We start from the raw sequence: 22,513 nt of genomic DNA, 5'->3' as shown, positions 1-22,513 counted from the left end.
GACGCTGTATCCAGGCTCCGGATCAAAATCAACACGACTACTCTCTGAAGGAACGGGCAAGACGGGGAATGAGTCTCGATCAACTTTCACAGTTCAGGACAGTAGACTGCCACCTAATTTGATTGGTATACACCTCTGACGACATCAGGGGCCAGATATTTATCAGTGTTAGAACAATCAATACGCACGCGTATCGACCACCCTATTTCGCAACTGCATAGTTACAGAGCTGAAGGTTAGTTTCGACACCTTAAACAAAAATTAATCATTCGTACTTTTTTTACGAAACCGCTGAAAGAGTATTTTTATTTAGCGACTGAACAATCTTCGTATTTGTTGCGTAGCGTCAATTTGCCAGGTTTCTCTGTTTATCATTACACCGCAATTCGTGACATACTGATGATATGGAAACCGCAAGAGAACCGAAGGTGACCACCGATAAACGCTTAACGTAGGGTATTTCTAATAGATGACACCGGTGTCACCGCGCCCTTAACAAGAGGATCTCGACATGCAAAAGACGCCCATTCAGGCTTACGACACACAGGTTCCGGAGCAACCCGGCAAGCATCCTATGTACAATGCCCTAGCAGCACATCCGGAGAAAAAAGCAGCGCAAGTTACCGCCCCCAGCGAGGCGTCTGGGCGAAATGAACGACGACATGAAAGCGTCGCCGGAGAAGAGGATCCCGGCGCCGCGTTAGAGGAAATGAGAAATTCGGACTAGCGGAGACGCCCAGGTACGCCCTATTTCGGAGTCTCGACAGGAATTTTCTGAATTTCGGCCAGCCAGACACTGGCCTCGCCATCGCTCGGCGCCCGCCAATCACCACGGGGCGACAGTGACCCGCCCGAGCCGACCTTAGGCCCGTCCGGCAAGGCAGACCGTTTGAACTGACTGGTTTTAAAAAAGCGAAAACAGAAGACTTCCAACCATTGACGTATTTCAGCAAGGGTATAGCTGACCCGTAATGCCTCTGGTACTGTCGCTGGCCAGCGCCCCTGTTCTGCATCCTGCCAGGCATGCAAGGCAAGAAAAGCAATTTTTGCCGGACTAAAGCCATAGCGGCTGACGTAATAGAGGTTAAAGTCCTGCAGATTATAGGGTCCGATCCGAGCTTCTGTTTTTTGCGCCGGCTCCTCCCTGCCATCACCCGCCCCCCCTGGCACCAGCTCAGGCGATATTTCTGTGTTGACGATATCCACCAAAACCCGATTCGTCGCATCTGAAAACTGATCACTGTCTGCAATCCAGCGAATCAAATGCTGGATCAGTGTCTTGGGTACGCTGGCATTGACATTGTAGTGGGACATGTGATCCCCAACACCGTACGTCATCCAACCCAAAGCAATTTCGGAAAGATCCCCAGTACCCAATACGATCGCGTTCTTGTGCCCTGCCAAACGAAAGAGATGAGACGTGCGCTCTCCAGCTTGTACATTCTCGAAAGCAACATCGTAAACCGGCTCACCGTTCGAAAATGGGTGGCCAATATCCCGGAACATCTGTTCGCAAGAGGGGCGAATATCAATTTCTTCGCGCGTAACTTCCAGACTTTCCATTAACAGCCATGCGTTACTGCGGGTTTTCTCACTGGTCGCAAACCCTGGCATGGTATAAGCCAGAATGTTCTGCCGAGGCAACCCGAGCCGATCCATGGTTTTTGCCGCAACAATCAGCGCCTGAGTCGAATCCAGGCCACCCGACACGCCAATGACCAATTTTTTGAAGCCAGAGCCGTCAAGACGACGCGCCAGACTCTCAACCTGGATGTTGTAGGTCTCAAAACAACGGGTCTCTAACGTCTGCGGATCACCAGGTACGAAGGGATAGCGGTCCACATCGCGGCGCAGAGGCAACTCTGCCAAACCGGGCTGCAATTCAAAGCGAATTCGCCGCACCTTTGAAACCCGCTCGCGATGTTCGCCCATGGCATCGTGGAAGCTGGTGAGCCGCATTCGATCCTGAGCCAACCTTTCCAAGTCGATATCGCACACCACTAGCTGCTCATCATGCAAGAACCGCTGGGTTTCCCCAAGCCTCTCACCATTCTCATACACCATGGCATGCCCATCCCAGGCCAGGTCCGTCGTCGACTCCCCGTAACCGGCGGCGGTGTAAAGATAAGCTGCCACACAGCGACCGGAGTGGCTGGCGCATAAATCCGCTCGATACTCGGCTTTGCCGACGGTGATATTACTGGCAGACAGGTTCGTTAACACTGTCGCTCCGGCCAGAGCCGCGTAGGTACTGGGCGGGATCGGAGTCCAGACGTCTTCGCAGATTTCTGTGTGCAAAACAAATTCTGGCATATCCGATGCCTGATAGATTAAGTCTGCACCGAAAGGCACAGAGTCTCCCAGCAGTATAATTTCTGAACAATGAGAATCTCTGCCAGAACAAAAGTGCCTCTTTTCGTAAAACTCACGGTAATTGGGGAGATAGGATTTTGGCGTTGCGCCCAGAATCTGACCGCGATGGATTACCACGGCGCAATTGAACAGGCGACCATCAACCCTTAATGGCGCGCCGACAATAATAAGTGGACGCAGATTGATCGATGCCTGCTTGAGCTTGGCGATACCATCCAGACAGGCATCCAGCAGAGCTTCTTGATGGAAGAGATCTTGACAGGTGTACGCGCTGATTGAGAGTTCGGGAAACAGGCACAGGGCCGATTGTTGCTCATCTGCGCGCCTGACCAAATCCAGGATACGATCGACGTTGTAATCGGGGTCAGCCACCCGAACAAAGGGGATACCGACCGCAGTCCGAATAAAGCCGTGATGATAGATATTATGAAACTGAAATAGATCGCTGGACATAAATCGTCTCTATTGTGACTCGTCGACGAGAAAAGCCTGCAGTTTACCACCAACTCGGCTATGGGCCGATTTTCGCGACGCCTGTCGACACTATTCCTCTATATCGGCTTTCGCCTCATCAACCAGCCACCGCTGAAACCACTCGGTAAGCGCAGCCAACTCACCCGGCTGCGGCTGTTTCCAACCGTGACCCTGGCCTTCTTCTATAACGAGCTTGGCAGGAACATCAAACTCTCGAGCTTTTTCATAAAAACGCTGGGATTGAGAAACGGGAATGAATCTGTCTTCGCCACCATGAAACAGAAGCACGGGCGGGAAATGGCTTGATAAATGATAAATGGGAGAAATGTTTCGAAACACCTCCTCCAAACGAGAACTGTCAGTAACTCGCTCATATCGATGAGACTCCGGGTTCCAGTCTTTAAAGTCAAAGGCCGCAACGCCGTCAGCACCTTTGCTCCGAAAATAATCCGCGATTGTCATTCCATCATCGCCAATGTTCAAATTATCTGTTCCTGCAAAGAAGGCCACGACAGCCCCTACCGACGTGCCATCACGGCGAGCTTTGCGCCCTTCCAACGGAGCGCTTTCGCCTTCATAGCCGCTCGCCGCCAACAGACTCAACTGCCCCCCAGAAGAATATCCCAACAAACCAAGTCTTCCAGGCTCCACGCCAAACTTTTCTCCAAAGGTTTCGATATACTCAATCGCTTGCGGCAAGTCTGCACTGATCTCATTGACGGTAAACCGAGGCGAACAACTGTGAGTGACCGCAAACACTGTGAATCCTGCTTTGAGCAACGCTTGAACTTCTGGTCGGCGCGCGGTTCTTAGAGCAGATTCTCTTTTTGATACCATGCCGCCCGATAACACTCGAATAACGCCAGCACCATTTGCAGCTTCACTGGGGTGCAAAACTGTCATCACTAGCGCCATACCATCTTTATAGCCGTAGACTAAGTTCTCTTCAAAACTGGCAACCGCGGCGAGGACCGCTGAAGAACTTCCAAGAAGTGCTCCAATGACTGAAAACATGCGAAAGAACTTATTAAGGTAGCGAGATTTACTTAAAAACATAGATTAACAATCCAGACAGTTTCAGCAGCTGCACATCTTATTCGTCAGCAGCGACATAGGTATTACATTTAAAAAATACGGTCGTCTAAAGTACTTTAGGTAAATTTAACGGACAAAACCTGCCAAAAATTATTCCTTTTCAACTGTTCACTAACATTTAGGGATAAATTCTGGCTTAAAAGTTGTCATATTGGCAGGATTTTCTGTAGCGTCTTGCCTTGACTCAATCTAGAATTCGCTCAGCTGAGATCCCACGCACTGCTGATAAAGTACGTCCAACGGATACTGAGTCCCCCTCTAATCAGGACCATTGGCTTCCTTGCCAGCAATTGCCCATACCGATCGACTACTATTTTAATGTGGGGACATTTCCCTCTAATGAATTGTGGTCGGCCGCTCAATGGATTGAAGACAAAATCGAAGGAATGAGGTCCGCTGGTACCGAACGACACCAGCCGGGTAGCTGCCAGATTGCAGCTGGATTTCCCTATCGGAGCAAATTTCTTCTCATGAATGTGCATGACGTAAACGCACAGGAATTGCCTGGCACACCGACTTCTACAGAGACACCGCAGAGGCAGAATTTCACCTTCACGCCAAGCAAGTTCTATCTGATTGTAGGCATCCTCTGCATTTTCGTTGCCGTGGCAGGTTTTGGCCCACCATCCATCCGTCGCGTATTAGATCACGATCTGGCAGTGCCTTTAATCATACATTTTCACGCATTTATCTATCTGATGTGGCTATTCTTATTTTTAGCCCAAATATACTTCGCCGTTACGGGACGAATTCGAACTCATATAAAATTAGGACACGTCTTAGTAGGCTACGGTATTCTCATGCTTATTACAGGGCTTTGGGTGACCATCCATCGCTTCAACTATCAGGTATCGCAAGGGGATTTAGAACACGCACGGTATCTCGCCCTGGCGCCTGTAACCGATATGATATCGTTCAGTTTGTTTTTTTCTGCCGCGTTGTTGTTTCGCAAACACCCGCAGATACACATGCGTTTAATGGTACTTACAGCGACCGTCGTCCTCTATGCGGCAGCTGTAAGGGCATCTTATATCCCTGGGGGATTGTACTCAAAAATACTACTGTGGTTGCTACCACTCTTTGCGGCTTGCGCTCATGACATATACAAATATCGCCGCCTGCATCCCGTCTATATCATTGGTGGCAGCATTTTGGCGGTATTAGGATTTCGCTCAGCACTGTTTTACGACTCAGCGCTCTGGCAGAACTTTACCAACTGGTGGATTGGCGCAGTGAGTTAGCTATGTCACATTCTCCTCGTTTGAATAGCTGCCTCTCGACCTGCTGGATTTGAGCTGGCACACTGATCCGTGCATGTGTTACAGGGATCGCAGCACGGGTAAGCTTACCAAACCCTTGCAGGTACTTTGTAGCTGACGTTTCTCGCAAGCTGAGCAGGATACGCGAAATGTCGCTTCCAGAAGGGTTACAACCCTATTACGTATTATCGTTAATTGTTCTGGCCGCACTGGCCATGGCCAGCAACAGAATTCGCTACGACTTTATCGCTCTCACCACCATTCTGCTGTTGGTCGCAGCCGACATACTGCCGCTCAATGATGCGCTGTCTGGCTTTAGTAATTCCGTCGTCATTCTCATAGCGGCACTGCTCGTGGTCGGAGAAAGCCTAGATCGAACGGGTGTGGCACGCTCCGTCGGTGATTGGATACTCACCCGCGGAGGCGCTAAAGAGTGGCAGTTGCTGGCTTTGATCATGATCAGCAGCGCCCTACTGAGCGCCATTATGAGTTCAACAGCGGTGGTTGCCATCTTTATTCCGATCATCTTGAGAATCTGTCAAAGATCCGGGCGGTCTGCATCCACCCTATTATTACCCATGTCTTACGCGGCACTCGTTAGCGGTATGTTAACGCTCATTGCAACCCCGCCTAATCTGGTGATCAGCAATGAATTGGATCAGCGCGGATATGAGCCCTTGGGCTTTTTTACATTTTTTCCGGTAGGCCTGATTGTGCTTGTGGCAACGATCATTTACATGCTGGTGATCGGTCGACGACTGCTGCCCAATACTCATTTCAGGACTGGCGCCAATATGACCGAGCGCACGACTCAGGAATTGTGGCAGGCGTTTAACAGCCAGCGGTCATTGGCCTATCTACGCTGCTCAAATGACTCTCCACTAGACACCATCACCATAGGTAACAGCGGCCTCTACAAAGAATTTGGCATCCGCATTTTGGCGATCTTTCGAGCCGTCAACGGTCGAGAGACGTTTTTGACCAATCCGGATGCCACAGTTGACCTACATCGGGGGGACCTTCTTTGCGTCACCGCCCCCCAGGATGGGCTGCCAGAGATTCAAGCGCATCAGGGTTTGGTTCAAGAAACACTGAACAAGCGCCAGCAACAGTTACTGCAGTGGGAGCATGGCCTGGCAACGCTGATGATCCACCCGGACTCAGGGCTGATCGGCAGGACATTGCGAGATATTGAATTTCGCCGTCGCCACGATCTGGACGTGCAAGGCATCTTGCGCCAGGGCCAGCCATTAACAGACTTTGAAAACGAGAAGCTGAACGCCGGCGATACCCTTCTCGTCGCTGGATCCTGGCAGCACATTCATCGGCTTCAGGGGTATCACCACGACTTTGTATTGCTAGAAAAACCGCGGGAACTCAAGGAGCGTCCACCGAGCTATCAGCGTCGGTGGGCGGCGCTGAGCATTACAGGTGCCATGATCCTTTTTTCTATTATTGGCGCTCCGTCTTTGGTCATGGTGGTTCTTATCGCCGCCATGGCGGTGGTCGCCTGCCGCTGCCTCTCACCCAAGCAGGCATACGATTCTATTCAATGGAGTAGCTTGGTTCTGCTTGCCGGAATGCTGCCTCTGGCGGATGCGTTACAGCGCACTGGCGCTACTGAAATGATCGTCGACGGCATGTTACATTCTGCAGGATCCAACAATCCGATGGTCATGTTAAGCCTGCTGTTTTTCCTCACGGCGGCATTGACGATGGTGATTTCAAACACCGCCGCCGCCGTGCTAATGGCGCCGATTGCCATAGATGCCGCCATGCAACTGGGTGTTTCACCCTACCCCTTGGCACTGACCGTATTGTTTGCCGCCTCCTCAGCTTTTCTTACCCCCGTAGCATCGCCGGTCGTCACTATGGTGGTCGACCCGGGACGCTACCGCTTTATCGACTTTTTGACATTGGGTACGCCACTCTTGCTACTGGTTTACGGGGTTTGCTATTTTGTTCTGCCGCGGGTTTTCCCCTGGTAGTTAAAAACCACACTCCACAATAACGGCGACCGCTCAGAAGCTTACTCAGATGTCACTTCAAAAAAAACCTGCCGTCTTTGGCATCGTTGGCTGGAAGAACAGCGGCAAAACAACTCTGGTCACTCGGCTAATTCACTGGATGACGACGCAGGGGATAAGGGTATCCAGCATAAAGCATGCACACTGTCAGTTTGATATCGACAAGCCCAATAGCGATAGTTTTCGCCACCGAGAAGCCGGAGCAGAACAAGTCATTCTCGCCTCTCCCTATCGCTGGGCACTGCTGTCTGAATTGGGCGACCAACCAGAGCCTTCTCTTGACGAGCTGATCGTGCAGCTTAAAACCGTGGATCTGGTGTTAGTGGAAGGCTACAAAAGTGAACACCATAAAAAGCTGCTGACCGTTCGCCACGAGAATCGTAGCGACCCCTTTCCTCCCGAGGGATCCTCCATCCTTGCCATCGCCAGCGACCAGCCGCTTTCTCCCTCAGACTATCCGTGCCTTGGCCCAAGATTTCATCTCGACGATGTCGACGCAATCGGACGATTTATTCTCACTGAGTGCAACCTCCCCCCAGCGATCTGAAACATATCGATTACGCCAGAATGCTGGCGGCTATTACCTCATACCAATTCATGGGTTTGTAATTACTGTGAAGTCGGTCAATTGACATTCTTTTACAAATCGGGTGATCTTAAGCCTGCTCAATTTGACGTTGCGCAGCCGATTTCTTGAGGGAACTCTAATACGTTTTATAGCATTTTGATCGTCGATGGCGCTCAACAGCTCATTAGAAATTCTCGCGTTAAAAAATGAATGACATCAACGCTGCGTATCCTGCTCCACAATGAGCAGTCGCTCGAACCTCACAGTACCCAGGATGACTTATGGCACGGAATACCCCTCATACCCTGCAGTATGTTCCCAAATATGCCCGAATGTTGATAAAGCTCGCCTGGACGGTGGAAGTTATCGCTGTCTTGATTGGCTTTACTATCTCCATTGTGGTCGCCATCTCCGCGTATTACTCCTTTGCGGATGAGACCAATCGCGGGCTGATCAGTGGCACATCATCCATTCTGGTAGCCGCACTGCCCTTCCTACTGATCGCGGTTGTCGAACTTTGTAAAATCCCGCTCACGTTTACCTTTATGGTGGTCAGACACATTGGCTGGCGTATGTTGTTTATGGCCTTTGTGCTTTTTCTCTGCCTGATCACATTTGAAACCATGTTCAATGGATTCGAACGAAATTTTTCGAATCTCAATCGAGCCATTGATGTCCGTCGCAATGAAATGCAAAACGCCGACTCCCAAATTGCCCTACTGGAAAAGCGCCGCGATCATATCGTCAAGTTTACCGAGGACGAGCTGGTCTCAGAGGTCGATGGAAATCGAAGTCAAATCATCGATGATTATCGTCGCTCGACAGCCAGCATCGATCGCAACACACAGCAAATGTTGAGTGAAATTGATTACGCATTTAAAGATGAACTGGAAGATGAAATTGCGGAATTAATGACAACCCGCGATCAATACTATTCCGACTGGGCCCAGGAAACAGACGATGCAGAAAATCGGTATTCCGTCCTACTGCTAGGCAACATCAGTGGTAGCTCTGATGAGCGAGAGCGCTTACTCGCAGAGCTTGAAGCCCTCAAAGCCGAATTTGAAGATAAAATGCGCGCGGCAAACTTCTTCACACGGGCGACCGTGGAAAATAAATACCGCCGTCTTATCAGTGAAAAAGAAAATCAATTGGGGACGATTACGACGGGATACCTCGGCGCCGATGCGATTGAAAAACAATCCAGCATGGAAAATCAACTGCGCCAGCAACTTGAATTTATCAATGCTAAATATACGCGACGCATTGACGATATCAACGATCGAATCGAAAACAACAAGAGAGAGATCGAAGAACGCCTGGCCCACAATGCCAACCTCGAAAGCAGTTTGATCTCCAAGGCATCTACAGAAAAAGCACGTTTTGCCCGCATTCGCACAGAACAGAGCACCGAACTCGACAGCTACTACAATACCAAGCTCGATGAATTAGAGGTTATTACGGACAAATCCTTTGGAATCGATGAACAAATCTTTGAGCTGAACAACCAGAAACGTCTTCTACAAACAGAGATCAATCATTTGATCAATCAAAATCAAATTTATCGCCTCGCCATGTATGCCTACAATCATGAGCAAGGAACCGATGTCAGCCGCGGTGAGATTGGTATCGTAGCGATCATCTGGTTCGGCTCTCTGTCGTTGATTTCCTCGGTATGCGGAGTCATGCTCGCCATTGCGGGTTTCTATCTGCGTCGCTTTGAGGAAACTGAACTCGCGGAAGAGCGGCAGGAGTCACTCCCACCGCCGGAGACGCCTATTTGATAAAGCGGGCAACCGTTGTGCGCATCGGTTCTGTCGGGCGATGCAAAACCTGACTCAAGGTTAGGCTGTTATCATACAGTCCGCCTTGAGCGGCACCGGCCTCAGATTCTGACAGCATCGCAGCGATTGCCTCTGGCAGACCGGCATCTCTCAGCAAACCGGCATAAGCTTCGCGGTCAAGATTTTGATAGCTGACCGTTTTACCGGAAATCTCGCTGACCAAAGCCGCCAATTCCGTCAGGGTATAGGCCTCATCCCCCGCCAATTCATAAATCTGACCCGCCGGATTTTCCGATGTCATGATGCGCGCGGCCGCATGGGCGTAGTCGACGCGGGGCGCTGAGGCAATTTTACCGTCACCGGCACAGCCAACCATTGCGCCGCGCTCTACCGCTGCGGGTAAGCCGGCGGCGTAATTTTCACTGTACCAGCCGTTGCGCAACAGCACGTACGGAAGTCCAGAATCCGCCAACAAATCTTCTGTTGCCTTGTGCTCCTGCGCCAGAGGCAGAGGAGAGGAATCACAATGCAAGATGCTCGTGTACCCAACCAATCGAACACCCGCTTTCTTTGCGGCAGCAATCACATTGCCATGCTGCACCTCTCTTTGCCCCACTTCGCTGGACGAGATCAATAACAGTCGATCAACACCAGACAACGCCTCCGCAAGGCCGTCAGAATCGTTATAGTCAGCCTGCCGAACGGTAATCCCGCGCTCGGACAAATCTGTCACGCTGTCGGGGCTGCGCACCAGGGCGACAAGCTCAGTTGCTGCCACAGTGTTTAACAATTCCGCCATCACCAGTCGACCCAATTGTCCAGATGCTCCAGTAACCGCAATCATAACCTTCTCCTAATCGTTGTTGACTTGCCAAACCAGTGACGTAAGAATATCGCTTACACTTTACTTTAGTAAGTACGTACAAAAAGGTAAGTATGGAAAAGCCTGTTGCACCAATGGAACCCAAGATCCTGAAAGCCGAGAAAAACGAGCTTGGTCGCGGCAATCTGTTCGCCCGCCCCTGCCCGTCGCGAGAAATTCTGAAACACGTTTGCAGTCGTTGGGGCGTTTTGATTCTCGTCGCACTGAGGGAAAAGACTCTTAGATTCAGTGATTTGAGACGTAAATTGGATGGCGTTAGTGAAAAAATGCTCGCACAGACACTGCAGTCCCTGACCCGTGATGGATTCGTACTCCGGCAATCGAAGCCAGTTGTTCCCCCTTTCGTGGAATACAGCCTGACGCCCATGGGGAATGAAATTTCAGACTATGTTCTCGGAATCACAGACTGGATTGAGGAAAACCTCTCTCGGGTTGCCGAGGCGCATGAGCAGCACGACCAGCAGGAAGCGCTATGACTGAAGGGAAGAGGAGCAACCTCGACTAACCGTATCGATCACCAGAGCTCAATGGCTTTACCCTGGGAATGGAAATACTGCTGATGGGCCCTGGCTTTCCAATGTAATACCCCTGTCCGTGGGTTACGCCCAGCTTCTCAATCATTGTTAGCGTCGCTTCATCCTCGACAAACTCAGCGATGGTTTCCATGCCAAATGCCGTAATCATCGCCGCCAGAGATTTCACAAAAACCTGATCATCGAGATTATCTGTAAGGTGCCGAATGTAGGAGCCATCGAGCTTCACATAACTGAGCGGCAACTTCTTTAAATAGGTAAATGACGAGAAACCAACCCCAAAGTCATCCAGGGCAACTCGTACCCCCGCATCGGTAATGACACTTAAATTCTTAAGAACCTGCTGAAAATTCTCAATGTAAGCCGTCTCGGTCAATTCAATGATGATTCGCTCTGGATCGATGCGATACTTACCAATAATGGAGAGAACCAGCTCGGGAAAATCATTGGCCTGCAATGTTGGAGCGGAAATATTAACCGCAAAATTCACCTCAATCGAACGATCAAGCAGCATTCGTAACGAACGCATTGCGTTATCAAGCACCCATTCGTCAATGTTGCGAATCTCCCCGGACTTCTCAGCAATGGGAATAAATAACCCCGGAGAAACCACCCCGCCGGACTCATCGTACATGCGTAGCAGGACTTCGTAATGGCAAATACTGTTGTCGGCAATATCCAGAATGGGTTGATACAAGAGTTCAAACGAGCCGGTCTTTAAGGCATTGGTAATGGTCATGATCAGGCGATAGTCATTCTTCACCTGAGTGACCCGCTCATCCGCGGCATCGTACAAATGCCAATGACCCAGACCTTTCTTCTTGGCGTGGTACATGGCCATATCGGCGTTAACGACAAGTGTTTGAGGATCCTTTCCGTGTTCAGGATATAACGCCGCGCCTACACTCACCGAATAGTGAATGACTTTTCCGATATCGACTCGTAGCGTGCCATTGAGGCCATTGGTGATTTTTGACAGAACAGACGTAATGTCACTGTTGTCGATATTGGGCAACAGACAAGTAAACTCATCTCCGGCAAAGCGGCTGATAATATCACTGCTGCGGGTGAGTTCTCTCAGCGCGGTGGCGATATCGACTAACACCTGATCACCCACATTGTGACCATAGACATCATTGATCTGTTTAAATCGGTTGACGTCGATAAAAATCAACGCTCCCGAAACCCGGGCAACCAACAGCTCTTCGAACGCACGATTAAAAGACCGACGATTGCCAATACTGGTCAAACTGTCGTGATTCGCCATCCAGCGCAAATCATTTTCAGCATTTTTTTGCTGAGTCTGGTCCATACCTATGGAAAGTACAATTTCATTGCCGCGCTCATCTTCCACCAGAGCATGATTCCAGGTAATGATGAGCGATTCGTTCTCTTTGTGCAGCAGATTCAACTCCTGCTGAAATGCATCGACTTTATGGCGGCGCAAATCGTCAATATTTAAAGAAAAGGTTTCAAACTCATTTTCATCCCGAATCAATGACTCGAAGCTTCGAGGCGTTTTGGTGTAGAGAGATTCAAATTTCTTATTGGACGAGAGAATATTAAAACGAAAATCTTGCGTGATAATAAAAATCTGGGAATTATCAAACAAACGAGTCAAAAACCCTCGAGAGCGCGTCAAGGCATCCACTTGCTGTTTTAACGATTCGTTTTTAACGCTGATCTCTCGGTGTAACGCATCCAATTCGGTAGCGACTTCTCGTGTACTTTCCTCCAGATTCGTCAGCTCGTCTCGAAACACTTTGCGCCGGCTACTCACTCTCTCTATCGCTTTTTTAAACTGCTGCTGAGGTAAAAGATAAAGCGCATCCACGACATTGGATAAGCGTCGCATTTCGCGAGAGACAACCAGCAGTAAAATGGCTTCAGCGCACAACCATCCAAAAAAGCCGGCAAGTATGCCGCGCTCGATATTGTTCCGCATGACCTGATACTCTTCGGTTTTGTCCATAACCGAGGCAAAACGAATTGGCATACCCAACCTCTGAAGGTTGCCATACGGCAGTTCTTTTACCAAATATCGGCGCCCTTCAATATCGATCAGAGAAAAGTCGTCGTTGGCGATACCAGCATAATGATCAGCAAACTCGCGAATGACAGGAAATGTTGTTTTAAAATGACTGACAGCCCAAGCTTGCATCGACCAAGCATCGAGATAGCGGCTGCTTTTCTGATTCTCCGTCGCAGGATTTTTTTCGATCAAAATGCCAAGCTCTGACCCAGTAAATTCATAAAAACCGCGAACCACATCCGCCATATTTTGCGCTAACGCAAGAGTGCCCAGACGCCCCTGATCATTAATAAAGGGTTCTAACACCACCTGCATGCACGTTCGACTGCAGAAAATTAAGTTTCTGGGCTGGTTTTTCTGAGAGCTTTCCTTCAGCTCTTGCGCCAGTGCAGAATGAAAGTGCTCTTCATTAAGAAGCTCCGGCGATGCAATTTCAGCAATACTGTTTAATCCCCCATCAAACACGCCGAGATAATCAAATCCGAGATTGATACTGTAAGACAACCAGTCCCTTTCGAGCGACTCTTTGAGCACCGCCCGCCCAGGATCCGTGTCGAGACTTTCAGCGATAACCTGCCTCGCAGAAATGAGTTGAGCGAATTGTGATAGCTGTACAAAATTATCATCGAGAATCTCTGACAGCAGAGCCCCCTGCATAGAGTGATCCTGACGTAATTTATTTTCAAAATTGCTGAGCTGCTCGACCACAATCTGCCAGGTCCACAACGCCGTGGTCGCCAACACAACGACGCTGATAAAGATGACCGCTTTCCATTTTACACTGATATACACGCTATTCTCTTAGCTTAAAAATGAAACGAAAATTGCAGCATAAGCAGATCCCAATTCTCTTCAAAATCACCGTAGTCCTCGACCTCCTGACCGGTTAAAAAAGCCACCCCTTTATTGTGACTGTACTCCAGTGTTGCCGAAAAATGGTTGTTTAAATACCACCTGGCTCCCGCCGTAACCGCCTCACCATACTGTGTTATGGGACTGGCACCCGTTCGCTCGGAGAACTCGCTGCCATCTTTATCGTCTTTGTCAAAATAGAAAGCTTCGTAGCGAGAGTACACACTGATGGAATCTGTTGCCATCCACTCTGCCTGTAGGTAGTAGGCTGTCGATATGTTGTGGCGCCGACTGGTCTGCTGCGAGAGGATGTCGATATTGGTATCTGTGTGGATACGCAAAAATTCTCCGGTCAGTGTCCAGGGGCCGCTGACATACTGAGCCGAGTACAAATCGAGAATAGAGTCTATTTCAATTCCCGTGATATAGTCCGAAAATGCCCTAGGATTTTGCGCTAACCGCAACGCACCCTGATAAATGTCGAAGGGTGATAGTTGCTGTGCATCTTCAAGCGCCATGGAAATATCTACGACCGTAACCGCCAGTGCGAGTTCATCCAAGGCGCCAGGGTGCAATTCAGCCCGCAGACCAAGCACATCCACGTCATCAAACTGACCCGGGATATCCTTTTGAAACAGTTGATATTCAGCGGCACTCGTTTCCATCTCCGTCTTTCCAGCGAAGACATCAAAAGAAAAATCACCAAACGCACTAGCCGAAGACAAATAAAGGTCGACGCCATCCAGCGAAAGCAGAGCATCTCGGTAGGTTTCAAAATAAATGGACTGGGGGACAAACACTCCTGGCCTGGCGTGAGGAACGTCCCGCGTGGCGTTGTAGAGTCCATATGGGTTTTTCACTCGCCCCAGCCGAGCGCCTAAATGGTGGTATTCTTCCGCCCACAATGTGGCATCCAGAAGTAAAAAATCGATTTCCGGATCACCGTCTTCCAGAAAACCGGCTTTACGGGAAAGCAGCTGCCCAGCAAAACGCATACGATCATTGACTTGCCAGCTTGCATTGATGGCCGCTTCGCGGAAGTCCAGACTGGTGCCAGCCTCTTTTGTAAAGAATGGATTATCCTCGGACATAACCGCTGTCTGGCTTAAAAAGCCATGAAACTGCCAATCACTGGCACGAGAATCCGCAACGAAACCGACGGCCAGGGGCAAGCACATTATGGCGGCGTGTCGTTTCATTGCTGCGTACCCAGCAACATTGAGGCATTGACCATCGGCGCCATATTCACATCGATATAGCCTATCGCCCCAGGCGTTGAAGATACCGCCTCGATCATTGCCTCGTTGGTAAGAACCTGTTCAGGTGGCGTACCCGTACCGCTGAATATCAATCGATTCCACATACGATCGATTCGATAGGGATTCAAACGCAAATAACGAATCACAAACTCCCTGTGAATTGGGTCATCAGCCGGCAGACGAAAGACTTTGACGGGCGTTCCATCAGACCAAACCTTCATCTGCATCGCGTAAATTCGAAGCAGACTGGACCGTGTCAAACTCTGTTCGGGGACACTGGCGTTCTTAATCAATAATGCGTCGCTGTGTACCAAGGGACCATACAAGCTCAGCAACAGGATTATCGACAGACGAAAATACCGCACCCCAAGGCTCTGAGACATCATAAACTATTGGGCACTCGCCACGGTTGACAGGGCTCATGCCACAACCCCAGCCAACAAGGATAAGAAATCACTGCACAGAGTATATGGTTATTCCGATTGAATTGCATGATTAACACGCCAATCAAAAAGAACTTCTGAGCAATTTGAACATGCGGTTGTCGTTATTAGACCCGCGCGAAGGATGCATTCTTACGGTGACTCCTTTCACAAATTATTATTTATTGACAGAGTTGGCGCGCAATAGATCTCGCACCAGAAATTATATTCGCGCCAAAACGTAAACAGTCATGGTTTGTCGTTAAAATGTGTTCAAAAACAAGCCGTAATTACTGTCTCCCGGTATGACCCCAATGCATAGTAGTGCCACAGACAGGCTGCTGACAATCACTCACATATGATCATACCTGTGCCCTAAAAGTAATGGAACTCGCAGAATAACGGCAACAAAAACCGCGACAGCCAGGTTACGCACGCCCCCTACCCTCACGTTCGAGACAGTTGGTGGGACACCTAAAAACTGCCATTTACGGGAATTGCAGAAAACAACGAAATCGGGCGGTTTTGACAAAAGCTGTGAATCGAACGAAACGAACGGTCTGGTTCGGGTGAGAGCTGGCTTCGTGACTTATGCGCCAAATCCGCTACTCAAATGCCTAAATTGACTAAAGAAAGAATGCCTTTAGACCTTCACACGTAAATCATCTATCGAGAGACTTGCTGGGGCTATGATATCAGCGTTGACGATTGCAGAGGCAAAAGACACGGAAATAGCGGGCGAAAATATAACACCGCGTTGACCAACGACACGCTTAAGACAGAGAAATTGTCTCAGTTAACATGAATCACTTTACAACCGAATCCGTTTAATGAATGGCCGGATTAACAAAAGCGCCGTCAATGTGCCCGACTAGGCTCGATGCAGCATCCCTGCTGCCGATGGTTTGCGCCGATGCGTATTCATTTCGATGGATGAGTAACAAAAATACACTCGACACGGCGAGGGAGTTTTAATGGCTTAATCATTTTTTTCTGATACAAGAAAATGCGCAAGCCTGTCGAGCTCATTTGTCGTTACAATCGTGGGCGTGATCGCCGGCATCGCATTAAGCCCATGGCGGACAATGTATTTGACATAATCTGCCGTCAGATCTTTGCGCTCGAGAAGTATCGCTAATTCACGACCTCGCGTTGCCGTTAATTGAAATGTACCCGAATGCTCCAGTCCGGGTGCATGACAGGCCGCGCAATGCGACTTGAAGATGTCCTCCCCGGTTCGGCCTGTCGCCAGACAACTGATGGGCATAGAAAAACCAAGAAAACAGGTCAGGAAAAGCCAATTTCGCTTGAAAATCATTTCGACGCCTCCCGCAAGTGCTTCGGCCAAATGCCCGATTTCCCCGGCGCCAGAACCCCGTTAGGATCAAGAGCATCTTTGAGTGCTTGATTCATTTTCAGCAGTGCATTGTCATTCCAATTGTACGTATTCGCGATACGATCCATATATTTGATGTGTGTACGGTATTCACCGTAGCCATCTCTGGCGGCGTCATCCACCAGGAGATTGAACACGTCGTCCAAACGCTGCCGCTCTTCCGGGTTGTTTTTATCGTAAACAATCGTCGTCACATGATGCAGTTCTCGATAACCTATGGCCATCAAACCAAGATAATCAAAATCGTAGTCCGATAAGCGATCGCGAACCATATGGAATTGCTTCAAAGCATCGGCGCCCAGAATCGGAGATACCGGTGAAAACCCAACATGGCCACCACCTCCAGTCCAATTCAGGAAATTGAATTCCGTCAACTTAGGAACGCCCTTCATTGTTTCAGCCCGGTGCAAAAGTATGTCGAACTCGTTTTTTCTATCCTCTGGAAAATAAAACTTAACTCCGGGGATAGAGGCAAACGCGTCATGAATCGCCGACCACAGAGCATCCGTTACCGCCGGGGGGCCATAAAGAGCGCCGCAGAAGTTCCAACTCCCCATTTGCAACTCAGACTTCATTTTTTGTTTCACTGAATCGGGCAGTCGCCCCTTGCCCTTGTACCATTGATTACGGGTTGTCGTGATGGCCGCATCGAGAATCAAGTTACGAATTGTCGCACCATTTTGAATGACGCCAGAGACTTTCAAGGGTCTAACTCGCTCTACAGCAAGCTCAATATCGTCCTCTTTATCAAAGGTAATCATATAAGGGCGATATCCGGCGGGCTCAGGCATTAACCAAATGCCCATTTTGGTAACAACGCCAAAATTTGACTGAGAGAAAATGCCGTCAACGTAAGGCCCGAACCCGTACTTGAACAACTGCCACGTATTGTTACCGGGCATGGCCCCCATGCCCGTGCGCACCAACTCACCGTTTCCCAGTACGACCTCCATGCCGCATTGCATCGCAAAATGATCTCCGTAAGGGGTATAACCAACACCATGGTCCAAGGCATTTCCCACCACACTTCCCCAACCGGGGTCCGGTACATCCAACCAGAGCTTCAGCCCCCTTTCCTGCAAATAATCATAGAGCTGAAAATAACTAACACCTGGCTCTAACAAGGCATAACCGAACTCTTCATTGACCTCGATAATCTTATTCATTCGATTCATATCGAGCACAATGGCTCCCGTCATCACCGGGGCAGCACCACCGTAAGCAAAATTCTTACCCCGAGAGACCGGCCAAAGCGAAACGCCAAAGTCATTCGCGATTCGCACGACCTCCTGTACCTGCTGCGCATTTTCAGGTGCAACGGCGGCGTAGGCTTTATAGTCCTCATTGTTATTCGATATGGTGTAGGGATCTCGATAGCTGGCAAGGTCGTTATTTGCTGTAAATACCCAATCGGCGCCAACGACTCGCGCCATCCGAGTTAATGCATCGTTCAATGAATCATTTGCCATATCACACTCTCCATCCAGTTCGCCAAGACGGATCGGTAGCAATCGTCCATGCCACCGTATCAGGATTCAAGCGGTGAACATCACCTTGTGAAACGACAACAGGCTGTAGCAGTTGCGTCAGACAAAAATGAAAGGACTCTGTCGTTACACCTTGCATCATCAGTGATTGTTGAGAGGAAGAATCCTGTAAACCGCCTCGCCACAGGGGCGTTACATCACTGCCTACAGAGATAAAATGCAGGGGAAATAAAGACGTCGCCATGAACGGAGAAGGATCGAAAAAACGCGGGTCGTAATAAAAAATCCGTTTTTCCCGACGAGGCTTTGGGTTAGTGGAAGCTGACAACGCAAGACCAGGAGCGAACAATATCGCCCCCAAACCTGCTTGTATTAATCGACGTCTTTCCATAGAGCACCATTCTTTACTGTTATTATTCAGCGGTGTTGTAAAGGCATTCAGATCACCTAATGAAATCGCCAATGTGGCCTCAGCCGATACTCATCAACCGGTAACTTCAAGCGCTTCGAATCGGGCATCTAAAATTATTTTATGCCTATTTTTCAAAGAATTACCAACTTTTTTGGCCATGCACTGACAGCCTTGTAGAGATGCACAGACAGACCAGAAAAAGCACTGTCAGACAAGATTGAGTGCAGCGAGAACGGCTAGAGATGTTTTACATTCGGCAGTGTTTGATTTTGCCGCCGGTAGAGAAGCGTGCCGGAGGCGCCTCCGGCATAAACCTCAACTGGCGTTTGTAGGTAATCCCGCCACACGTAACTCTGGCAGCTGACCGCCGATAAATTCGACGCTTTGGGTGGGGAAAGCAAACTCAATGTTGTCTTTTTCGAACGCTTCCATCAGCGCAAGGTTAATGTTCTGCTGCACATCCATGTAGAGAAGATAGTCGGATTGAGTCACGAAATAGACGACTTCGAAGGTCAGCTGATAATCGTCAAACGCGAAGAAATGCGCTCGGTCAAATCTCACATGGTCCAGTGATTCGATCACTGATTTTACCGTGTTGCCAATTTGCGCGACCTTTTTCCGAGGGGTTGAGTAAGTGACTCCAAACTTAAACACAATTCGGCGTTCGTTCATTCGTTTGTAATTGTGAATGGTTTGCTGCAAAAGAATGTTGTTCGCCAAAACGACCTGCTCACCGCTCAGACTACGAATTCGAGTAGTACGCAATCCGATGTGCTCAATCGTGCCGGCAATGTCATTGAAAACGACGAAGTCACCAATCTCAAACGGTTTATCAAAGCCAATCGATAGAGAGGCAAAAAGGTCGCTCAATAGGGTTTGTACCGCGAGCGCTACGGCGATACCGCCCACGCCCAAACTCGCGACCAGCGCCGAAATATTGACTCCCATGTTCGCCAATATCGACAACAGCATCATGGCCCAAACCAAAATTCGCAGCATAATGCCTACAATCGTGGCTGTTACTGGATTGCGAATGGTCTTGGTATCGGTCAACAGTCCGTTCAACCAAAGGCGAATGCCCCCATCGACCCACAGGGCGACCTGCAGCGCGAGCGCGATAAACCAGCCGTGAGAGATAGCGCTGCGCCAACCTTCCGGCAACTCCACAAATTTCACACTGATCAGCATGGAAAAAATAAACAGCAACAGGTGATTGGTGCGCCCGAGCATCTCTACGGCAACACCGAAGAACTTTGAACGCTCAGCAGATTTCCACGATTTCAACCGTCGGGTGGCAAAACCGATAACGCCCAATAATATCCAATATAAGACCAGCGTTATGGCCGCACCTATACCGATCTGCATCCACAGATCCTTCTCCAGCAACCATTGCAGAGACTCTTTGGAAAACCATTTATCCAACATTAATCCAAAACCTCATTTAATTTTTCATGACCGACGATCGCCATCTTCACACTACCTTTTTAGCCAGTTACTTGATGTAGGAAATTGCATCAGTGGTACGCAGCGACAACAATTGAGGCCCAACGCGACAGAGTTTCAGCAAATGCTGACGCCCTAAGGTCGAGTTACTACAATGGCGGGCTAATAACGATATAAAACAGGACAGACTATGATCAGTATGATCGGACTCTTAGGCGGGCTTATCCTGCTGACGCTGCTGGCTTTACGAGGTTGGAATCTCTTCATCGCGGCACCTTTATGCGCGCTGGTCATCAGCCTATCGAGCAGCCTGCCTGTGCTTTCCAGCTCAGCGGAACAATCCATGGTAACCACGTATATGGATGGATTCGCCAGCTTTGTCAGTGCTTGGTTTCCGATGTTTCTGCTAGGAAGTCTGTTTGGTAAATTTATGGAAGACACCGGCAGCGCCGATGCGCTCGCCCGTGCCATCGTAAACCGACTCGGTATGCAACATGCGGTACTTGCCGTTGTACTGGCCTGCGCCGTGTTGACCTACGGGGGCGTGAGTGTCTTCATTGTAGCCTTCTCCGTTTACCCTATGGCGCTCGGTCTCTTTCGCGATGCTAATCTCCCTCGCCGCTTTATTCCTGCCGCCCTATGCTTCGGGTCAGTGACCTTTACCATGACCTCCGCCGGTTCGCCGGAAATCCAAAACTGGATCCCCATAAAATATCTGCATACGACTCCGTATGCGGCTTGGGGCGTCAGCTTGATTGTCGCTGTCGTCATGGCCCTGGCAGGATTTTGGTGGCTTTCCATCATGATCAAAAAGGCCGTCGCAAGAGGCGAACATTTTCAGGCATACAGTCGCGATCCGGAAACGACAGAGCGACGCTATCCTCACCCAATAACGGGTCTGGTGCCATTACTGGTCGTACTGGCCGTTTCCTTTGCCTTTCATGAACGCTTCCAGCAATACGCTTTATTGCTGGCACTGCTGTGCGGCTGCCTGAGTATACTCATCCTGAATTTCCGGTACTTTCTAAACCTCAGCGGCGCAGTTAATGAAGGCACCACCGGCGCCTTGATCGCCATTGGGAATACCTCAGCCGTCGTTGGCTTTGGTACTGTGGCCAAGGCGACGCCCGCATTTACCTTGGCCGTAGAAGCCATGACAGCCATTCCTGGCAACGAACTTATCGGTGCAGCGGTCGCTGTTACCGCCATTGCCGGCTTAACGGGATCTGCCTCTGGAGGACTGTCTATTGCGCTACCTGTACTGGCCCCCCACTACACCGCGCTAGGCGTCAACCCGGAAAACTTACACCGAATATCGTCGATTGCGTCAGGGGCTCTGGATTCTTTACCCCACAACGGTTACATCGTTACCACCATTCGCGCCATTTGTGGCGAGAGCCATCAGCGAGCCTATTGGCCCGTTGCGGCACTCACTGTCGTGGTGCCGTTGGGAGGGCTAATATTGGCCATCGCATTAATGATTTGGCGGTAACCTAGCGAGCGCTAACTACGAACGATTTCACTGACCTGAATCGTCGGAGCGACGTTTGTATAATTTGGCACGTCGTTCACGATGGCGTCGATATTTGGCCCAAACGCAGCCTGATAATCTGCCATTGAAGAAAAACACAAATGACACAACGCCAGAAAAGGCTGCGAAGGTTCCCCCGCTTGCGCCTCAACGGCAGTATCGATTTCCACTTTTTGCAGCAGGCTGCCAAAGAGTTCTTGCACCATAGGAATATGCGATTCCAGATAGTAAGACGTATCGAAATGACTGCCTTCCGTTGCGGGATAAACCACAGTGACGCGTAACATAAAACACTCCCATTGATTATTGTTGTTGTTCGCTTTATGAATAAACAGTGTGCTGGCTAGACAGCTCAAGTACGCCGAATATTCATGGGTCAAAAGCTAACGCCGTCCGGCTGACATGGCAATGCTTTTTATTGAGTTTCACCTTCCCGATACCGCCCTTCGGAAGCTGCTTGAGAGACATATTAAGGCTTGCTATATTACGCGCCCAGCGGGATTCGGAGTGTAGCTCAGCTTGGTAGAGCACTGTCTTCGGGAGGCAGGGGCCGGAGGTTCAAATCCTCTCACTCCGACCAATAAAAACAATACCTTGCAAGATTTTTCACTTTAACAAGACCACTAGAAACCGAACTGGGTCGACAATTGGGTCAACAAGCTGAGTAGAGTTATAGATAGCAT

The 22,513-nt window shown here is 49.6% G+C and carries 18 protein-coding genes and 1 tRNA gene; 8 read left to right on the top strand and 11 right to left on the bottom strand.

Annotated elements, in window-relative coordinates:
* Positions 1-511 precede the first annotated feature (511 nt).
* Positions 512-727, top strand: coding sequence for a hypothetical protein (locus ACXAFR_RS10775; protein WP_475176552.1), 216 nt, complete (start codon positions 512-514; stop codon positions 725-727).
* Between the two features lie 20 nt (positions 728-747).
* On the opposite strand, the gene ACXAFR_RS10770 is transcribed toward ACXAFR_RS10775, so the two are convergent.
* Positions 748-2,826: an NAD(+) synthase gene (locus ACXAFR_RS10770; protein ID WP_475176551.1), complete on the bottom strand. Its 2,079-nt coding sequence runs from the start codon at positions 2,824-2,826 to the stop codon at positions 748-750.
* Between the two features lie 90 nt (positions 2,827-2,916).
* Positions 2,917-3,903 (bottom strand): alpha/beta hydrolase family protein, encoded by a 987-nt coding sequence (locus tag ACXAFR_RS10765; protein WP_475176548.1) that lies wholly within the window; start codon positions 3,901-3,903, stop codon positions 2,917-2,919.
* Positions 3,904-4,412: 509 nt separating this feature from the next.
* Between ACXAFR_RS10765 and ACXAFR_RS10760 the strand changes: the two genes are divergently transcribed.
* The 4 genes from ACXAFR_RS10760 to ACXAFR_RS10745 all read left to right on the top strand — a co-directional run bounded on the left by ACXAFR_RS10760 (position 4,413) and on the right by ACXAFR_RS10745 (position 9,580).
* Entirely contained in the window at positions 4,413-5,183 is a 771-nt protein-coding gene (locus ACXAFR_RS10760) for a hypothetical protein (RefSeq protein ID WP_475176546.1), read from the top strand.
* 167 nt (positions 5,184-5,350) lie between these two features.
* Positions 5,351-7,189, top strand: coding sequence for an SLC13 family permease (locus ACXAFR_RS10755; protein WP_475176544.1), 1,839 nt, complete (start codon positions 5,351-5,353; stop codon positions 7,187-7,189).
* 49 nt (positions 7,190-7,238) lie between these two features.
* Positions 7,239-7,775: a molybdopterin-guanine dinucleotide biosynthesis protein B gene (gene mobB, locus ACXAFR_RS10750; RefSeq protein WP_475176542.1), complete on the top strand. Its 537-nt coding sequence runs from the start codon at positions 7,239-7,241 to the stop codon at positions 7,773-7,775.
* Positions 7,776-8,077: 302 nt separating this feature from the next.
* Complete coding sequence (locus ACXAFR_RS10745) at positions 8,078-9,580, top strand: MATE family efflux transporter (RefSeq protein WP_475176541.1); 1,503 nt, start codon at positions 8,078-8,080, stop codon at positions 9,578-9,580.
* Here the strand turns inward: ACXAFR_RS10745 and ACXAFR_RS10740 are convergent.
* Positions 9,573-10,424 carry an SDR family oxidoreductase gene (locus ACXAFR_RS10740; RefSeq protein WP_475176539.1) on the bottom strand — a complete coding sequence of 284 codons (852 nt, stop codon included), beginning with the start codon at positions 10,422-10,424 and terminating at the stop codon, positions 9,573-9,575. The genes ACXAFR_RS10745 and ACXAFR_RS10740 overlap by 8 nt on opposite strands.
* 92 nt (positions 10,425-10,516) lie before the next feature.
* Here ACXAFR_RS10740 and ACXAFR_RS10735 point away from each other — a divergent pair, with 92 nt between their 5' ends.
* On the top strand, positions 10,517-10,939 hold the full coding sequence (locus ACXAFR_RS10735) for a winged helix-turn-helix transcriptional regulator (protein WP_475176537.1): 423 nt from the start codon (positions 10,517-10,519) through the stop codon (positions 10,937-10,939).
* Between the two features lie 25 nt (positions 10,940-10,964).
* Here the strand turns inward: ACXAFR_RS10735 and ACXAFR_RS10730 are convergent, their stop codons facing one another.
* The 7 genes from ACXAFR_RS10730 to ACXAFR_RS10700 form a co-directional block, all read right to left on the bottom strand.
* Positions 10,965-13,820, bottom strand: a complete 2,856-nt coding sequence (locus tag ACXAFR_RS10730) for a bifunctional diguanylate cyclase/phosphodiesterase (RefSeq protein WP_475176534.1) — start codon at positions 13,818-13,820, stop codon at positions 10,965-10,967.
* 14 nt (positions 13,821-13,834) lie between these two features.
* On the bottom strand, positions 13,835-15,079 hold the full coding sequence (locus tag ACXAFR_RS10725) for a porin (protein WP_475176533.1): 1,245 nt from the start codon (positions 15,077-15,079) through the stop codon (positions 13,835-13,837).
* Positions 15,076-15,525, bottom strand: a complete 450-nt coding sequence (locus ACXAFR_RS10720; RefSeq protein WP_475176530.1) for a hypothetical protein — start codon at positions 15,523-15,525, stop codon at positions 15,076-15,078. The genes ACXAFR_RS10725 and ACXAFR_RS10720 overlap by 4 nt, the downstream gene beginning before the upstream one ends.
* Positions 15,526-16,540: 1,015 nt before the next feature.
* On the bottom strand, positions 16,541-16,909 hold the full coding sequence (locus tag ACXAFR_RS10715) for a c-type cytochrome (RefSeq protein WP_475176529.1): 369 nt from the start codon (positions 16,907-16,909) through the stop codon (positions 16,541-16,543).
* On the bottom strand, positions 16,876-18,426 hold the full coding sequence (locus ACXAFR_RS10710; protein ID WP_475176527.1) for an FAD-binding oxidoreductase: 1,551 nt from the start codon (positions 18,424-18,426) through the stop codon (positions 16,876-16,878). The genes ACXAFR_RS10715 and ACXAFR_RS10710 overlap by 34 nt, the downstream gene beginning before the upstream one ends.
* Position 18,427: 1 nt before the next feature.
* Entirely contained in the window at positions 18,428-18,835 is a 408-nt protein-coding gene (locus ACXAFR_RS10705; protein WP_475176525.1) for a hypothetical protein, read from the bottom strand.
* A 336-nt stretch (positions 18,836-19,171) separates the two neighbouring features.
* Positions 19,172-20,281 carry a mechanosensitive ion channel family protein gene (locus tag ACXAFR_RS10700; protein WP_475176524.1) on the bottom strand — a complete coding sequence of 370 codons (1,110 nt, stop codon included), beginning with the start codon at positions 20,279-20,281 and terminating at the stop codon, positions 19,172-19,174.
* Between the two features lie 208 nt (positions 20,282-20,489).
* Here ACXAFR_RS10700 and ACXAFR_RS10695 point away from each other — a divergent pair, with 208 nt between their 5' ends.
* Positions 20,490-21,791 (top strand): GntP family permease, encoded by a 1,302-nt coding sequence (locus ACXAFR_RS10695; protein WP_475176522.1) that lies wholly within the window; start codon positions 20,490-20,492, stop codon positions 21,789-21,791.
* Positions 21,792-21,802: 11 nt separating this feature from the next.
* On the opposite strand, the gene ACXAFR_RS10690 is transcribed toward ACXAFR_RS10695, so the two are convergent.
* Positions 21,803-22,117: an EthD family reductase gene (locus ACXAFR_RS10690; protein ID WP_475176520.1), complete on the bottom strand. Its 315-nt coding sequence runs from the start codon at positions 22,115-22,117 to the stop codon at positions 21,803-21,805.
* A 216-nt stretch (positions 22,118-22,333) separates the two neighbouring features.
* Here ACXAFR_RS10690 and ACXAFR_RS10685 point away from each other — a divergent pair.
* Positions 22,334-22,410 (top strand) — tRNA-Pro (locus tag ACXAFR_RS10685).
* Positions 22,411-22,513: the final 103 nt, after the last annotated feature.

This window comes from Pseudomaricurvus sp. ABR4_320 (genome assembly GCF_056159445.1).
The sequence above is the reverse complement of the archived record's forward strand: the minus strand, read 5'-3'. Positions and strand labels throughout refer to the sequence as shown.